Genomic DNA, 18,773 nt, shown 5'->3' with positions numbered 1-18,773 from the left:
ATCTTGGATATGGAACAGACTTCAAAAGAAAGTATTAAGCAAAATTATGGATTAGCCTTATTATTTTGTTTAATTTCCATATGGCTATTGGGATATGTTTTTATTAGGCAGCAACTAATTTTAGTATTAGTTTTAAGTGCTGTCTTTTGTGGTATACATTTGTTTTTATTTAGTTACAAAATTAGCATACCGATAATTTTGGTCTTTTCGCTTTTTGTAGTCTATTATTTTGTCTATGGATACTTTCAACTAGAAGGGATTAGTTTTAAGAATCTATTAGATAAAATTCCCAAGCAATATGATTTAAGAATGGTCATAATAGACTATCTGAATACCAACCCAAACAAGCAGTCTAGAGGTTTGTTATTATTAACGTTATTTAATATCAAAAATAACGATAATCGTTTACTCTATAACCATATCCTAAACTTATCAATTGCGCACCTATTAGTAATCAGTGGGTTACATTTATCTCTAATCAATTTATTGATTTTGAGAATTTTTAAAAATTACAAAATCACCGGTAATTTTGTATCATTTTCGTGTTTATTATTTTATTCTTACCTTTTAAATTTTAGTTATGGTGTACTTAGGGTTTTATTATGTTTAGTTCTAAATTTAATCTTTAAAAGGTTTTTCAAAAATAAGAATTATAAGTTAATAAGTATAGCTAGTTCTGGAATCATTTTATTGTTTCTGAACCCTTATGCTTTTAATAATTATTCATACATTTTGAGTTATTTAAGCATTTTAGTAATCTATGCAATTTTTCAGATCAAGAAACTAAACAACTTTGTAAAGTCTATATTGGCTAGTGTTGTTATTAACTTTGTTTTGAGTGGCTTGATAATTAATGGCTATGGAAGAATCAATTTATTAACGATATTTTGATCAATTATTCTAAGTCCAATTATTATAGGTATGTATTTTATAAACCTATTCTTGTTTCCTTTTAGTGTACTGTGACCATTTCTAGCACTTATTCACGAAGGATTCATAAGAGTTATAAAAGTTTTTCAAATAAATGTGTTTCTTATAAATTTCAAACAATTAGCAACTTGAATCCCTTATTACTATTTATTAATTTATTATCTATTTATCAGCTATATGTGAATCAAAAGGTTTAATTAATGAATTATCTGATTATTTGTGATGACTTTTATTTATCCCAAGATTATTTAACTCAAAAACTAAATCCAGAAAACGTTGTGTGAGTTAATTACAATGAAAATACTAATCTAGCTCCATATTTAAGTTCTGGTTTGTTTGATACTAATTCAAATAAAGATCTGGTTATTATTAACCCTAGTTTTTTATCTAAAGAGTTCAACTTAAATGAAAGTAAGATCATCATTAATAATATCAACAATTCATCTAAAAATATTTATTTATTAGTTAATAAAAATTACGATTCAAAAAAAGAGAAATTTTTAAAAATAGCCGGTAAAAATGAGATAAAATCGTTAGATAAAAATAATGATTACAAAATTGGTTTTATTAAAAAGCAACTGGACAATTTATTTACTGACTACCCTAATTGATTAATTTACTTAATAAACGATAAATCTAATTCAGATGCTAGATTAATAGCTAACGAAATTCAAAAATTACAATACGTTGATAAAGAAACTTTATACGATAGCGAATTAATAGAAAAGATCATTATTGATCATTCAGATAAAAAGATTTATAACCTGGCCAAAGAAATTATTAACAACAAAGTAGAAGAAATCTTAGTTATCTATGAGGATTTAATTGAAAATAAACGACAACCTACAGAGATTATTTCGATGCTCATAACTATGCTTAGCAAGATTTATTTAATGTTGTTGGGAAAAAGCATGAAATTATCTGATGAAGAAATAGCTAAAAAAATGGGAGTCAATCTTTATTGGGTAAAATATACCTATAGAGATCTTTACGTGAAATCAGCAGCTGTTATCAAAAATTTTATTGTTAATTTGTTAGAATTAGATATTAATAATAAAAGAAACTTATCTGATTCGTATCAAACGCTGAAGTTCTTTATCATAAAAGGTGTTAATTAATATGTCAATAGACCTTAATACAACGTTAGATAACATTAAATATAAGCTTAACACTATTTTTAATAGTGAGAAATTTGCTCACGAGCTTAAAAATAAAGCTTTTAGAGATGTTTTATTCAAACAAATAGCAGCTTATAAGTACTTAGCAACTAAGGCTGAAAATTCATCACAAAACCTAGAGTATGTTGATGTAGCTTTAGAAAGATTAAACCACCATTCATCTGACAAGAGAACTGCTGATGAATTGGCTACTTACACTGAAATTGACGATGCAATGGATGACATTCGTTATCTTGACATCTTCATTTTAAACACCTTTAACTTGTCTTTTGACGAAATTGTTAAAGACGATAAAACACCAGATAAGAACACTGATTCTAAAAGTTCAGTAGAGAATAAAGTTGAAGCTGCGACTCCAACAGTTTCAGATATTGAAGAGGATGAGATCAAACCAAATAGATCAATTCCTTTTAATGGTGGAATTAACTCACCTATTAATCTAAAAGACAATTTAGAAAAGATCTTTACAACGATTGGCCAACCTGATTATCGTCAGTTTGCTAGTATCGTAGTTAAATCAGAACTAGATATTGGTAAGATTTTTCTTTATAAAGAAAAATTAAAATTAATGCCATTATTAAACTATTTTGCTTTTGTTATAAGCCTATTGTTTGCACTATTAGGCGCTAGTTTAATGATCTGATACTTCGTATTGTTTCAAAGACAAGCAATACCGACATTTGTATCGCAATTTGATAAAAATTCATATCCAATCTTTGCAACACCAAATTTCATATCGGCAGCGGTTTTAATTGCTGTGAGTGTGGTGACTTCAATCTCATACATTAATTCAGCAACAGGTAAAACACCACCTAAAAGAGCACAGAATGCAGTTGCTTTAATTAGCACATATATGAATAAGGAAGTTAAGGTTCCTCAAATAAACGACAACCTTAAGTATAGTTTTAAGATCAGACCTTTAGTACTATTCATATTATTCTTATTAGTTTATTCTTTTTCTCCGTTTTTAACACCATTTGCAGGTGGTTCACTACTTCAAGGAATTATTAGCTTATACAGTGTGCCTGCGCGAATTGATTTCGTTACTAATGCAACGATCACTCCAGAGATCGTTAGTAAAATTACTGAAGTTATCTGAATTTCATTAATGACATTACCTCTAGTAATCCTGTTTTTAATCGTTGTATCATTCTTCTTTAAACCTAAAATTGATAACGAAAGATTAGAAGAAACAATTAATAAATACGCTGAAGAGATCAAAAAAGCAACAGGTGAAATTACTTCTTTATTTGATCGCGGAAGCACAACAGATACATCTAAATCAGGAGTATTCTAGATTTGCAAAAATTAAGATTACAAAAACAACTAGGTGTCACAAAGAAGTCAATTGACAGATCAGCGATCATCAAGTTTTTTTTACCGTTCTGACCTTTAAAACTAAGATATAACATTTACCTAATCTCTTTCTTAGCGCTTTTTATTGCGCTTAAAATCGTATTAGGGATTTTTGTTGTTCGTATTGGACCTACAATTAGTTTAGGAATCTCCTGAGTAGGATTAGCTTTAATCGGTTGAATCTTTGGTCCAGTGGTAGCGATCCCGATTGGGTTTTTAACTGATACTTTATCATTCTTTTTAGGTGGTGGGGGTATTTGGTATTGACTGTATGCTGTTCAAGAACCACTGATTATCTTTACTGCTGCTTTATTTGGTTCAATCTACCGAATTAGAAAAAACTATGCTTCAAACTTTTGGGATTTTGTTTTTCAACAGATCTTAATTGTTGGTTTTTGTATCTCTGGTTTTATCTTCTTATCTTTGTATAACAATGCTGATACAGATAGATTCTTAGTTAGAAACAATTCTTTTGGGACAACTTTAAGTATGGTCTTTATGGCACTATTTTTTGTCTTTGCTGAACTGATTAGTTGATTGCTATATCTAAAACATCGTAAGACCAAAGAGTCGATTAAATTGTTCTTATATGTTTCAACAATGATGATTACTTTATCAATCTTGTATTCATTAGTGTTGGGAACAATTTCGATTAACGAATTCTTAATTAATGTTGTGCACCAAAAGCCCAAAACAAGAGACTTTATCTTAAGTGCTTACTTAATTCCAAGAGTGATCAAAGAGACCTTAAGATTACCAATTCTAATCATCTGTGCGATTGCTTTAATTAAGATCTCCGAGCCTTATTTACAGAACTTTTTTAACTTATCACGCTTACGCTGATAAATCTACTTAAAATAAGTGTTATAGTATAAATAAAAGCATATAGTTGAAGGATCCTTAGCGTTTCTTCATTTATTTGTATGTGTAGATAACTAGTTTTATGTTTAAATTATGTTTAAAAACAAAAAACACAAAATTCTTGCAGCTTCCTTTTTATTAAGCGGTGTAACTGTAGTAAGTATGGTGGCTAGTAGTTGCTCTAGTGCTGCTAATAATCCGGTTGTTGAGGGTTTATTTAAAACCAAACAACATCCCGAAAATTTTAGCAACTCTAGTGCAGGCTCATTTAATGCTGTTTTGCAAAATTCATTAGAAACTGATCAAGGTTTCAATGATTTTGCTAGATTCTTAATTGCCAATTCATTAGCAGATTGATATACCAACAATGCTTCAAACAGCATTGTGCAAAAATATCGAGATTGAGAAAGGGATGCTGAAACTAAACTTGAAAGTGAAACCACTTCACTAAGAAATCAGTTTAGAAGAAATTTTGAGATCAGAAGACAAACAGACCTTTTTGACCCGAATGGTGGAACAGCTGATAGCTACAAACGTAGACAAGTTTTAACTAACGCGTTTACTGATTTTTCATCAATGGTTTTCCAAAATAATTATTTAGGTTATTTTGACGACAAAAACAAAAAGGTTGACAACCCCTTAATTGATGTAATTAGTAAACCTGAAAATTGAAAAAACTTTAAGTTTTATTCTGATGGTTATACTGACAGTAAATCAACTCAAAATGATAACCAAATGTTTGCTGATTTCCAAGCATACGTTTTTGATCAATGAGTTAAACGAGAAAATCCGAACTTAGTTTCACGGATAGTGTTTACCAATGAAAATATCAACGGTGGATTAGATCAGATCTTTGATAAAAAAAGTTTTAATTTCAGCGCCAGCAGGAAGCGATCTTCCTACTGTGGTTTATAACGTAAACCATAAAACTCTAAAAAGTAGTGATATCGTGATTTCTGCTGCATCATGTACTACAAACCCCTTGCGCCTGTGGTAAAAGTTTTAGTTGAAGAATTCGGTCTAAAATCAGGATATATGACGACCGTTAACTAATATACTGCTGATCAAAAACTTCAAGATGCTCTACATAAAGATTTAAGAAGAGCGCGTGCTGCTGAGAATATCGTTTCTACTTCAACTGGAGCTGCAAAAGCAATTGGCCTTGTAGTTCCTCAAGCATCTAACGTTTTAGATGGTATTGCTATTATAGTTCCAACCTTAACTGGATCTTTGATAGATTTAAGCGTTAGACTTGAAAAATCTCCTTCTGTAGAAGAGCTTAACGCTTCCTTTAAAAAAGCTGCTAATGAATCATTTAAATTTGAAACCGATGAAATAGTATCATCAGATATCGTTAACTCTCACTACGGATCAGTTTTTGATTCAAAACTAACAAACTTTGTTGAATCAAAAGACGGAAGATTATACAAACTATTCGCATGATACGATAACGAAATGTCATACGTATCACAATTAGTTAGAGTTCTAGAATACTTCGTTTCTTTATAATTAAAAATCAAAAAAATAACAAACTTTTTTTCTTTTGAATTTAGTTTGATGTTTTTTTTGTATTTTTCAAAACTAAAAGTAAATAGATTTTTACTAAAAAGCTTATGATTATTAATTTGATGTATATAAATTTATATGTCAGTTTTTTGTTTAAATAGCAAATCATCTTAAGAAAAGTCATTACAATGAAAAAAACTAAAGCTCAAAAAGATCAACAAAAAAAATCGCAATTTAAAAAGAGATTTTGATTTACCTTTACATTTTTAATCGGAAGCATAACAATTATAAGTTCTTTTTTAATTCCGCTTTCATTAAAATGAATTTGAGCTCCTCTTAATATAGAAGAGGATCTTGAAATTAATATTAAAGATGATTTAAATGGTTCAAGATTTATCTCAGAGATAAATAGTGATAACCTTCCAGAGTTTGTTAATGCATTTTTTAACAACAAACAATATTCAATTGATGATTTAAATTTAAAACTAGCAGGAGTTAATTACATTACTGGTTGAGTTTATGTTCAAGCTTCAGTAAAACCTAATGTTAAAGTAGCTAAAAAATATCAAGATGCAGTTAAACTATTTAAACTAGAATTTAAAAACTCACAAGTTAAATTATTCGATCCTAACGTGACAACATTTTTAATTAAACCTGAAAATAACACTAAAGAATTCACTAGCGAGTTTCAAACTAGAGAAGATCTTGAAAGCTTTTTAAATAATGCAGATAATATTTCACTATCAGAGCTTCAAGATAAGCTTAATTTAACTTTTTTTGATAAAAATAACGTTCCGCTAAATTTATATACCGGAGCTGTAGTTACGCTAAGCAATCCTGTTAAATTCACTATCGCATCATATGTAATGGATTATAAAATTACATGACAAATACCGGCAGCTAATGACGTATTTTACGGAAACTTATATCCATTTAGCTTAAATGGAAAATTAAATCTATGACTAAAAAAAATAAATTCAATTTCAAGTTTATACAGTGATGTTGATGACATTGACTTTAAAAAACTTCAATCAAAAGAAATTTTTAAAAACCTTGAAGAGGTTCAAAACTTTTCAACCAGTATTGAAACTTTAGATCAATTCTATAACGTTCCTGATGATTTAGTAGTTAAAGGGCAAGACTTTAAACTAGGATACTACGTTAATAAAACAGCACAAACCTTTGACAACGTTGAATCATTTTTAGATAACAGCAACTTAATATCAAGCGGTTACTTAACTAGAATGACCTACGATGATAAACATAAAGTTGTTATATCTAAACCTAATTTAGATACCTTTACTAAAGCATCATCTGAAACCCAAAGAAAATACCTACAAAGCTTTAAACAAAATAAAGCTCCAGTTAAAGTAACTATCGCAAATACCGTCGATAGAACTGTAGAAGTATTTTATACCGACTTTTCATTTAATAAAAGTCCGCTTGTTAACGGAAAATATTTATTCTTTAACATGTCTCCTCCAGGTGATAAATTCGTCTACTATACAAAAGATGTAAATACTTGAAGAATACCTGGAGTTATAAAAACTCATGATAATAAACTAATTTTTAACGCTGATAAAAGGGTTAACAATAAAGATGACCGTGGGCATCTAGAACAAGACATAAGAGTATCTGAAGATGGTGGAAAAACCTGATCAAATCCTCAAACTATTGTTAGAATTTCAGCTAAAAATACCAAAGATGGTGCAAATAAAGGTCAAGTAATTGACGGAACCATGTTAGAGGTATTTGATAAAAGCATTAACAAGCATAAACTTTTATATGTTTTTGGAGTTTCTAGTTACTTACATACAGTTCACGATGAATGAACCATTAGAGGTGATGGAAATACTTCAGGGCTAGTAAATAACAATAAGTGAATGCTATTTATTGATAAAGAAAATCTAAATCAAAAATTTGTAGCAAAACCTATTACAGTCGATGGTGATAGTAACTGATTTAAAGTATTTAAAGTTAAAAATAGTTCTCGTGTTCAATGAAAAGATATTGATGATAGAACCCAGCTTGACGAAGCTAATATAATAATTGATAACTCATTGAAAAACGGAACTATAACTGGAAATGTCTACGATAAAGTTCCAAGTAATATCTTTAGCACTTTCGGTGAGCCTGGTAGAAATTCAAGATCATCAGAAATTTCAGAATATATATCAAAATACTCAATTTGAGATCAAAGATGACCAAATTACTTTGTTTTTAATAGAATGCAAAAAAATGCTTACTTTGCAAATTCTAGATACTACTTTGATAACATTTTATGAACTTTCCAAGTTGAAAGTATCGATGGTGGAAAAACCTGAACTAATTTAAGAAACGTATCTCCATTTTTAAATAGAAAAGATCAAAGATGATACATAAATGGTGTTGGAAACGGAATTCAACTTAATCATCAACGTAATTCAAATGGAGATGTTATAGCAGTTTTCCCATTCTATTTTGCTAACAAAAGAAAGCTAGAACGTTCTAAATTAATGGCAACTAAAGATGGTGGAAAAACCTGATATGAACTTGCAGATTATCCATTTAAACTTCTTCCTCCTGGAGCTTCTGAATCATCTATAAGTGAAGATAGTAAAGGTAATTTATGATGACTTGCCAGAAGATCTGATGGAAGAGTTTTCACACTTATTAAATCAGAAGACGGTGGAAAAAACTGAAAAGTAATCTTTAACGCTAAAAGAGGGATTTTTACAGGACAATTTATTGGATCTACTATCTTTAACATTAAAGCACTAGGAGAGAAATTAATTTTCTCAGCTAGTGATAATCGTGGTGGAAAAATTTATCTAGTTGATATAAATAATCCTAGAACCCTTGAACCAATTTACACCATAAATAGAGGTTCATATGGTTATTCAACTACAGTAACTTTTAACGAAAATGATAACTACTTTGACGTATTAACTTTCTACGAGGTAAATAGCCCTCAAAAAGGAAGAGACATCAACCTAAAAAGACTTAGAGTCTTTGTGGTTAGTTAATCAAAAACAAAATAAGCTAATTGTTTACACTATTAGGCGCTAGTTTAATGATCTGATACTTCGTATTGTTTCAAAGACAAGCAATACCGACATTTGTATCGCAATTTGATAAAAATTCATATCCAATCTTTGCAACACCAAATTTCATATCAGCAGCGGTTTTAATTGCTGCGAGTGTGGTGACTTCAATCTCATACATTAATTCAGCAACAGGTGAAATCACTTCTTTATTTGATCGCGCAAGCACAACAGATACATCTAAATCAGGAGTATTCTAGATTTGCAAAAATTAAGATTACAAAAACAACTAGGTGTCACAAAGAAGTCAATTGACAGATCAGCGATCATCAAGTTTTTTTACCGTTCTGACCTTTAAAACTAAGATATAACATTTACCTAATCTCTTTTTTAGCGCTTTTTATTGCGCTTAAAATCGTATTAGGGATTTTTGTTGTTCGTATTGGACCTACAATTAGTTTAGGAATCTCTTGAGTAGGATTAGCTTTAATCGGTTGAATCTTTGGTCCAGTGGTAGCGATCCCGATTGGGTTTTTAACTGATACTTTATCATTCTTTTTAGGTGGTGGGGGTGTTTGGTATTGACTGTATGGTGTTCAAGAACCACTGATTATCTTTACTGCTGCTTTATTTGGTTCAATCTACCGAATTAGAAAAAACTATGCTTCAAACTTTTGGGATTTTGTTTTTCAACAGATCTTAATTGTTGGTTTTTGTATCTCTGGTTTTATCTTCTTATCTTTGTATAACAATGCTGATACAGATAGATTCTTAGTTAGAAACAATTCTTTTGGGACAACTTTAAGTATGGTCTTTATGGCACTATTTTTTGTCTTTGCTGAACTGATTAGTTGATTGCTATATCTAAAACATCGTAAGACCAAAGAGTCAATTAAATTGTTCTTATATGTTTCAACAATGATGATTACTTTATCAATCTTGTATTCATTAGTGTTGGGAACAATTTCGATTAACGAATTCTTAATTAATGTTGTGCACCAAAAGCCCAAAACAAGAGACTTTATCTTAAGTGCTTACTTAATTCCAAGAGTGATCAAAGAGACCTTAAGATTAGCAATTCTAATCATCTGTGTGATTGCTTTAATTAAGATCTCAGAGCCTTATTTACAGAACTTTTTTAACTTATCACGCTTACGCTGATAAATCCACTTAAAATAAGTGTTATAGTATAATTAAAATCATATAGTTGAAGAATCCTTAGCGTTTCTTCATTTATTTGTATATGTAGATAACTAGTTTTATGTTTAAAAACAAAAAACACAAAATTCTTGCAGCTTCCTTTTTGTTAAGCGGTGTAACTGTAGTAAGTATGGTGGCTAGTAGTTGTTCTAGCGCTGCTAATAATCCGGTTGTTGAGGGTTTATTTAAAACCAAACAACATCCCGAAAATTTTAGCAACTCTAGTGCAGGCTCATTTAATGCTGTTTTGCAAAATTCATTAGAAACTGATCAAGGTTTCAATGATTTTGCTAGATTCTTAATTGCCAATTCATTAGCAGATTGATATACCAACAATGCTTCAAACAGCATTGTGCAAAAATATCGAGGTTGAGAAAGGGATGCTGAAACTAAACTTGAAAGTGAAACCACTTCACTAAGAAATCAGTTTAGAAGAAATTTTGAGATCAGAAGACAAACAGACCTTTTTGACCCGAATGGTGGAACAGCTGATAGCTACAAACGTAGACAAGTTTTAACTAACGTGTTTACTGATTTTTCATCAATGGTTTTCCAAAATAATTATTTAGGTTATTTTGACGACAAAAACAAAAAGGTTGACAACCCCTTAATTGATGTAATTAGTAAACCTGAAAATTGAAAAAACTTTAAGTTTTATTCTGATGGTTATACTGACAGTAAATCAACTCAAAATGATAACCAAATGTTTGCTGATTTCCAAGCATACGTTTTTGATCAATGAGTTAAACGAGAAAATCCGAACTTAGTTTCACGGATAGTGTTTACCAATGAAAATATCAACGGTGGATTAGATCAGATCTTTGATAAAAAAGTTTTAGGTGATGAACTAAAAGCTAGTTATAGTTTCCAAGCATTTACTAACCCAGATCAGGTGATCGATAGAACATCACCTAAGCTATCAACTGGGTTCAGACAATTAGTAGCTAACGATGGTTTAGTAAATTATTACAACCCAGCTAACTTTACTGTTGATTTCTTAAACCAATTTTCATCAGACTCTGGTGGTAAGTTGTTAATGAGTGCAAGCGACATGTTCAATTCATTTGACGTGGCTTTTAGCACTGCTTATGTGCAGCAATACCAAGATTTGACTAATAATGTTGATAAGGATAATGCGATTGCATCAGTGACATTAGATCCTAACAACATAATGAAGAATTTCATTTTTGCTAACCAAGCTAATGCAAATTCTGCTTATTCAACAACCTTAGATTTAACTTCAAATGATCCCCAATTAAAAGAACTTTCAGAGAAGATTAAATCAAGTATCTTAGTTGATAAGATTGCTGATAATAGTTACTACGACATATACAAACAATACGCAGAAGGAAAAGCAAGTCTTCACGAATACATCAGACCAACCTCGTCTGATATGAATTCAAATGAGATTCAAAAACAATTCATCTTATCTCGTGGAAAAGATGGTATCCACATCATGGCGATTGATGGGGCTAATTACTATCTAACTGGTAGTTCTAGAAATATTGAGAAACAAAAAGAGTTCTTATTATTTAGAAATCAATTAGTAAACAACCCTGATTTCTCTAGATTTTTTAGTGAAAAATCTTACCAATTCAACGTTCTAGATCCAGTTAAGAAATACTATGATAAAAATAATATTACTTTAACAATTGAGTTCTTATTAAATGCAATTGACGATCAAAATTCATTCTTACACAAACCAGGGAATGAAGCTTTATTAGGATCATTAACTAAAGCATCTTCAATCCTTAAAGATTTAGTTAAAGCTAAAGTTGATTATGATTTTGCTCTTAAAGTAAAAAATGATGCGATCAATGCTAGAGAAAAGATCATTGAAAGGGCTGGTACTTTTGATAACTTAATTAAAACTGATAAGACCCCAGCAATTGGGATTGCAGGTAAATTACCTCACCCAGCAGCTGCTGATGGTTCTTATGTGGGGATTGAAAGTTATTATAAAAATCTATTAGTTGAGAATAAGTTATTACCAGAAAATACATTAACAACCAAAGATCAAGGGTTAAGCAAACTATTTGATCAAGTTGTTAATGATACTAAAGCTAAATATTTCCAAACTGCTAAAACAGCAGCTGAAGGATTATTGCTAAATGGAGAAACTTCTTATACTTACTCACAAAACGTTTTTGTGAGTTCAAGATATGATCCACAATACAGTTTGGCAGCTAATTTAGCGATCAACACAACGATTGCACTACCAACCTCAACCAATGATTTTAAACGTCAGTTTTATCTAAACGACCAAGGGTTTACGAACTTCTATGATCCAAGAACAAATCAGTTCAAAGACTTTGAAGGACTAAAAGCTGATCAGATTAAAAACGTTGTTAATTTTTACTTTATTCAAAGTACGTGAGAAAGTCAAGCAAATAAAGTTAAGTATGGTTCTTGAGCTACTAAAGCTGAATATAACAACGTTTTAAACAACTACTTTGATAACCAAAGAACGATTAGTAACCTTAATGATGATGCTCGATTAAATTATCTAAGATATCTAAATACATTTAGATATCTTATCCAAGATAATTTAGCTGAGTTTAAGAGAATCTTATCAACCCAAATAACCAGAGGGGTTAGCGCTAATGTTTCATGAACATTAACTAATGGTACAAAGTTAGATAATAATGGTAATATTGCATCAACTCAAGATAAGATTAACTTTACTAACTTTGTTGTTAACACTAACTATTTACAAGGTTCGAAATTCAATTTAGCTAACCTAAATAAAGCCACTGATAATAACCCAAATTCACAAGCTAATAACCTTAATTATTCAACTACTAATAATAACCAAACAGTGTATGGGTTTAATGGTTTAAGTATTGCTAATGCTAATAATAATACGAACTTAAATACTGAAGTGCGTTCAGTTTTATTTGATAATTTCGAACAATCAGGTCAGAACGGGGTCTTATATGCATTTGGTGGTTCACTAGAAGATGTTGTTAATTATGTGAACACATTAACAACTAACCGTGAATTGGATGCTTTTGTTGAACTATTAAGAAGAGCGCAAGTTAATATCAACTTGTTTGATACCGATGCTAATGGGATGGCTTTAAGTGCTGAGCAAAGAAGATCTAACTTAATTAGTCAATTAAGTGATACTAAGATCTTACCTGCTGATGTTTATACGAAGTTTGTTGGTTATGTTGGTCAAAACAAAGTTAGTTCAACTGATCTAACAACTCAACCTGATAGTTTTGTTCCATTTACAGCAGCTAAATCATTGCTGAACTGAACAACTTATATCAAGCAGATCAACTTTAAAGAAGTGGCTAACTTAGGTGGTGCTTCTTGGTTAACAAACCCTAGCAATCGTTTAGATTTATCAGTTGATGAACTACTATCAATTGTTGCCAAATACGCATTTGATAACTCTTATCAGAATAATGCTGAATTAGCCATCATTAGCCAACAATCCTTGATTGATGTTAACGATAAACGCTTATATGACGCACTAGGATTAAGATGGGTGTTAAGGAATTCATAAATTAAATAAAGTAGTAAAATTTTAAACGGAGAAAAGCTAATGTCTCAGAGCAAAAACAAAAAATATCGAATCGTTAAACAAGTATCATTTTTATCGTTAATTTCTTTAGCTGGGGTTCTTGTTAGTTCTTGTGGTGCTGCAGCTAATGCTAACCAACTACTAATGAACAAATTTAAAACCGGGTTTAGAACCAATGGTAATAACCAAAACCTAGGATTTATTGGTAATGGGAACATTTTAGGTGGGCAACAAGATCAAGCAAGAACTGTGCTTGCTACTGCACTTAAAAATAATCAAGGGTTCCAAAGCTTATTATCATCATTATTATCTGGTAGTTTAGCTGATTATTATAAGAACTCTAAATCATCAGTTTTGAGTAATAAGTACCAAAACTTTAGTGATGATATTAACGATCAACTAAACACCTCAATCGAAGATAATAAGAGAATCTATGGGAATAACTACATGGATCTAATCCAATCCCAGTTATTTGATCCTAATGGGGGAACAAAAGAAAGTTATCTTCAAAACCAATTAAACCAAAAGATTAGCAACGACTTTTTTGACTCTTTATTTAAGGATTCTTATTTAAACTATGCGCCAACAATGTCAACTGACGCTGATGGTTTTGTCGTTTATTCAAACCTAACTAAGATCCCTTCAAGAACGATTTTAAGTAACCCAGCTAACTGAGCCAACATTAGATTTACTGATGGTGGGTTTAGTGCAACTAATAACGAACAAACTAATAACGAATTCTTAGCTCAGATCCAAGCTTTTGCTTTCAATCAGTGAGTAACTAAAGAAAACCCTAATTTAGTTTCAAGAATTGTTTTTACCAGCGATACTCCTAAAGATGGACTAAATTCGATCTTTAATGATCGTACTGTTAGCTCAACAGCATTAGTAGCAAGTTATAATTTCCAAGCATTTAAAAATCCCAAAGACCAACCTTTTGATGAAAACAAGGGGATGAGAGCTTATAACCAATTCATTACTAGAGGGTTGGACAGTTATGTAAATAGTACAACTAAAGGGATTAATATTCCCAACAACTTATCATCAGATTCTGGTGGTAAGTTGTTAATGACTGCTTCTGATATGTTCAATAGTTTTGACGTATCATTTAGTGCAGCTTATGTTCAACAATATTTAAAACAAACTAATAATACTAACCGCGATAACGTTGGTGTAGTTCAATCAGATATTGATGAGATCAATCTGATGAATAATTTTATTAGAGCTAAGGGAAATGGTAACACAGCCAACACCTACTCACAAAAGATTACTAATAATTCATTATTAAAAACAGGTGAAACGAATCGAACTACTGATCCATATTACAATGCTTATGCAGATTTAGCAGCCGGAAATAAAGATATCCATGAAATCTTTGAATGAAATGGGATGAAGACAGTTGATTCTTCGAAATCAGATAATTCATCAACAAACGTAATGAGTAAAAATATGAACGCTAGTAAGTTCTTATTTTCTCGTGGTCGAGATGGGATCCATGTGATGGCGATCGATGGTGGGGATTACTACTTAAACCAAAGTGGTATGACTAGAAATATAACAAAACAAAAAGAGTTTCTAGCTTACCGTTCATTATTAAGATCTTCAGTTAACTTATCTGAAAATGAAAGATATGATTTTGATCTAAGCGCTCAGATCAGAAATCATTTCAATAAGAACAAAACTTTAAATCTTTACTTAGCTTTAAGTAAGATGTATGAAGAAGCAGTTGCTAAACCAACTGATAAGAACAATATCTTCAACATTGAAGACAATACTAACTTTAGTTTTAGAACTAGCTTTAAGAAAGTTTATGATTTAGTTAACAATTTAGTTAAAGCAGAAGTGGCTTATCAAAATGCGCTTAACTTAGATGCTGAAGTAAAAAATATTAGAGCTAAGATCTATGAGCGTGCTAAAGGGTTTGAAGATAATCAAAGAACAAATCTAACAGCTAACAACGGGATAGCAGCTAGATTACCATACGTAAGAGCTGTTGATGGTTCATTTAATGGACTAGAACAATACTACTTATCATTGTATGGATTACAACCAACTACTTCTAGTAAAGGTACGGTTGCAGAGATCTCAAAAAATCTAGCAGATAAAAAAACTGCTAGAGATACTGAGATCGATAACTTGTTAACTAAATTAAAAGTTCAAACAACCTTATTGAACAACGAAAGTCAGAACACTTTTGTTGAAGTTAAATCAGATGATCAAACTCTTAATCAGTGATCAGGTTTATATTTAGCGATCAACTTAGCAGTTGGTTCGATCATCTCAACTTCAACACTAACAAATGAAATTAGAATTGATTACATCAGATCAAATCCTAATTTTAGAGAGTTCTTTAATGTTGCTAACAATCAAGTATTTAGTTTCCAAGGGATTAATCAACAACTATTAGTTGATGTAATTAGAAATGTCTTTAAACTAAGCGCATTTAATGGTTTAAGTGATAAGACTTCTTATGGAATTTATACTAATTTCAGTTCGTTAAATCAGATTATTGATAAGGTGTGAGATGAACAACTTGCAAACGCGCAACAAGGAAGTGATCTAAGATTTAGTTACTACAGATTCTTATACACATTCCAATGATTATTAAGAAACAATTTGCAAAACTTTAAAAATGTTGCAATGTTAAATATGCGTCCTGGTGATGTTGCTTTTGCAACATGATCATTACCGATTAATTTTAATGCTGAAGTTGCCCCAGCTTCTAATAATCAACCAGTTGATGCTCAAGCTAACAACCAATCATTTAACCCACTAATTACTTTTGACCAAAATCCAAATGGGATCTTAGGTTCATCTCAAGCTAACTGACAAAATATGGTGGCTTCTGAAGCAAGCAAGATTAGTGCACCTAACTATTGAGACAATAGTTCACTAACTTATAATGTTTCAAGTTCAGAAAACACACCAACCACACCTCAATACGGTTTTGCTGGTTTAGTATTCAAAAATAGTTCTGCGCCAATTAGTAACGAATTAAAATCAGCACTGTTCTCAACTTATGGTTCATCAGGTGAACAAGGTGCTTTCTATGGTTTTGGTAGCAAAGCTAATTTACTAACTTATGTTGACAATATTAAAACTGAACGTGAGTTAGATGAACTAGCACGTTCAATTACCAATGAAACTAGAGTACCAAATAATACTTATTTTGGTAATAATAGTGATAACAAACCACTAACGTTTGATGAAAAAGTTGTTGAGATCAAAAAGATGATCGAGATGATTCCAGCTCAAGTATTTGAACGTTATGTTGGTTATATTGGTACAACCAAATCAACTAATTTCGAACTAAACCACAGTTTATACTTACAAGGTAGTTTAAGAAGAGTAGCTGCTTATGTTAAAGAAGTAAGTTACAACGATTTAACTAATCTAGGAGCAGGTTGATTAACAGATTCAACTAAAGCCCTTGGTTTAAGCCCATCTGAATTATTAACTGTAGTTGCAATGACTGCAAACAACTCAACAGTACAGATTCAAGCAATTAATGAGTTAACAGCTAATAACAAATTAACTGTTTTTGATCAACGCTTATACAACGCTCTAGGCACAATTTTTGGTAGAAAATTATCATAATTAAAGAATGACTGACACAAAACAAAAATTCTGTATAAGAAATTGATATCACCAAACTTTAACAAAATCACAAAGGGTGTTTTTGGTAGTTTTGTTATTTAACGCGGCTGGTTTGGGTTTTGTTGTTTATAACTTCTTTTCTAGTTTACAAACAAACGCATTTGGTTCACCATTTATGAATGGTTTTACTACGATCAGTAGTTTTACCAACCAAACTAGCGTTTTATTATTTATCTTCTCGTTTGTTTTTGTTTTTTATCCGAATAATAGCTTATTGAAAAATGAAAGATTCTTAGTCTTTTGTATGACTTATACCCTGTTTACATTTCTTACAGGGGGAATCTTTCAAAATTTAGTTGATCAAACAGCTAACCGCACCAACTTTAGTCGCGCTAGTCTTGCTTCAGGAATCTTTTTACAGATCGTTAACCCGATCGTGTTCATCTTCTGTGGGTATTTAAGATTTGTCTTCAACCCGATTAAAAAAATCAGAGGTTATTCGAAGTTTATCTTACCTGGAATGATCTATCCGATCATTTATATGATCTATGTATTAACGATTCCGTTGGTTTATAAAACACCAGATAATGTTGTTTATTCAGTTTATGGCAACTACACAAATGTCATTACTAACCGTACTATGGCAATTACGATCGGTGTTTTAATGACATTTGTCTATTTCCCTGGATCATTTATCTTTATCATCTTCTTTATTAGAAGGTTTAATGACCACTACTATCGAGTTGCTCAAATAAGAGCTCGGTTAGGTCTAAAAAGCAAATAAAAGCCGATGAATCGATTAAAACTGAAAAAGGTCAGCTTTAAAAGTTGATATAAGAACCAATTAACTAGATCGCAAAAAATCTTCTTTTTTGCTTTTATTGTAAACGCAATTAGTGTTTTATTAGTATTTCACGGTCTTTTTGCCCTTTTATTCAAAGGTCGTGATGGGTTTTTATCGCTTGATAAGTTTACGAATCAAACGAACATTTTAATCTTTTTCTTTTCGTTGTTTTATGTGTTTTTTCCCAAACACAGCTTTCTTAAAAACGACAAGTTTTTAATCGCTTGTATCACATATATCTTTATCACTTTTTTTGTTTATAACCTGGTTAGTATTACTAATGCAGTAGCTGTGATCGTTGCACCAAAATCGATCTTAGCTTGAAGTTATACAAGAATTGGTTATGGTTCAAAAGCCACGGCTTTTTTATTATTTATTGATCTCTTTAAACACCTATTTAATCCGATCGTTTTTATTGTTTGTGGGTTCTTTAAGTTTGTTCATGATCCAAACTTAAAACTAAAGAAATTTAGTAGTTATCTACTACCAATGATGATCTATCCAGCAATCTATTGTGTGTATGTGATTGTGGCTCCGTTTATCTATAAACAAGAAAACGGGATGACTTATTCAGTTTATAATGTTTCTACAAACACCAAAGATTATCCACAATTTGCCTATCCCGTGGTGTTCTTCTTATTATTGGTCTTAATCCCAGTCACGACGTATTTAACTTGGTTTGGGGCTAGGAAGATCTCAAAGAAATACGAACAAAACCAAGTGGTGATCAATCCACAAAACTAGTT

General features: G+C 30.9%; 12 protein-coding genes and 1 pseudogene. All 13 read left to right on the top strand.

The annotated features are described in order from the left end of the window. Window positions 1-9: 9 nt before the first annotated feature. The 13 genes and pseudogenes from D2833_RS03145 to D2833_RS03085 all read left to right on the top strand — a co-directional run bounded on the left by D2833_RS03145 (window position 10) and on the right by D2833_RS03085 (window position 18,771). Window positions 10-1,131 carry a ComEC/Rec2 family competence protein gene (locus tag D2833_RS03145; protein WP_318023751.1) on the top strand — a complete coding sequence of 374 codons (1,122 nt, stop codon included), beginning with the start codon at window positions 10-12 and terminating at the stop codon, window positions 1,129-1,131. After that, complete coding sequence (gene holA, locus D2833_RS03140) at window positions 1,131-2,048, top strand: DNA polymerase III subunit delta (RefSeq protein ID WP_011113823.1); 918 nt, start codon at window positions 1,131-1,133, stop codon at window positions 2,046-2,048. The genes D2833_RS03145 and holA overlap by 1 nt, the downstream gene beginning before the upstream one ends. Window position 2,049: 1 nt before the next feature. After that, on the top strand, window positions 2,050-3,405 hold the full coding sequence (locus D2833_RS03135; RefSeq protein ID WP_231992407.1) for a hypothetical protein: 1,356 nt from the start codon (window positions 2,050-2,052) through the stop codon (window positions 3,403-3,405). A gap of 2 nt (window positions 3,406-3,407) precedes the next feature. Then, a complete protein-coding gene (locus D2833_RS03130; protein WP_011113821.1) occupies window positions 3,408-4,310 on the top strand; it encodes an ECF transporter S component family protein in 903 nt (300 codons plus the stop codon). A gap of 108 nt (window positions 4,311-4,418) precedes the next feature. Continuing rightward, window positions 4,419-5,240, top strand: coding sequence for a DUF3713 domain-containing protein (locus tag D2833_RS03125; RefSeq protein WP_011113820.1), 822 nt, complete (start codon window positions 4,419-4,421; stop codon window positions 5,238-5,240). Then, window positions 5,185-5,834 (top strand): annotated as a pseudogene (locus tag D2833_RS03120) (type I glyceraldehyde-3-phosphate dehydrogenase); the annotation flags it as partial. The gene D2833_RS03125 and the pseudogene D2833_RS03120, both read left to right, overlap by 56 nt. Window positions 5,835-6,019: 185 nt before the next feature. After that, a complete protein-coding gene (locus D2833_RS03115) occupies window positions 6,020-8,836 on the top strand; it encodes a sialidase family protein (protein ID WP_027333306.1) in 2,817 nt (938 codons plus the stop codon). 20 nt (window positions 8,837-8,856) lie between these two features. Then, window positions 8,857-9,114: a hypothetical protein gene (locus tag D2833_RS03110; RefSeq protein ID WP_011113817.1), complete on the top strand. Its 258-nt coding sequence runs from the start codon at window positions 8,857-8,859 to the stop codon at window positions 9,112-9,114. Beyond that, complete coding sequence (locus D2833_RS03105) at window positions 9,050-10,018, top strand: ECF transporter S component family protein (RefSeq protein WP_231992406.1); 969 nt, start codon at window positions 9,050-9,052, stop codon at window positions 10,016-10,018. Before D2833_RS03110 ends, D2833_RS03105 begins: the two co-directional genes overlap by 65 nt. A gap of 97 nt (window positions 10,019-10,115) precedes the next feature. Then, window positions 10,116-13,568 (top strand): DUF3713 domain-containing protein, encoded by a 3,453-nt coding sequence (locus D2833_RS03100; RefSeq protein WP_117274074.1) that lies wholly within the window; start codon window positions 10,116-10,118, stop codon window positions 13,566-13,568. A 39-nt stretch (window positions 13,569-13,607) separates the two neighbouring features. Next, window positions 13,608-17,183, top strand: a complete 3,576-nt coding sequence (locus D2833_RS03095) for a DUF3713 domain-containing protein (protein ID WP_011113814.1) — start codon at window positions 13,608-13,610, stop codon at window positions 17,181-17,183. 91 nt (window positions 17,184-17,274) lie between these two features. Then, on the top strand, window positions 17,275-17,967 hold the full coding sequence (locus D2833_RS03090) for a DUF1600 domain-containing protein (RefSeq protein ID WP_231992405.1): 693 nt from the start codon (window positions 17,275-17,277) through the stop codon (window positions 17,965-17,967). Window positions 17,968-17,973: 6 nt separating this feature from the next. Next, complete coding sequence (locus D2833_RS03085; protein WP_011113812.1) at window positions 17,974-18,771, top strand: DUF1600 domain-containing protein; 798 nt, start codon at window positions 17,974-17,976, stop codon at window positions 18,769-18,771. The last annotated feature ends 2 nt before the right edge of the window (window positions 18,772-18,773 follow it).

The organism is Mycoplasmoides gallisepticum (genome assembly GCF_900476085.1).
Classification (GTDB): Bacteria; Bacillota_I; Bacilli_A; order Mycoplasmatales; family Mycoplasmoidaceae; genus Mycoplasmoides; species Mycoplasmoides gallisepticum.
Note: the sequence above shows the minus strand (reverse complement) of the source record. Positions and strands in the feature narration are given on the sequence as shown.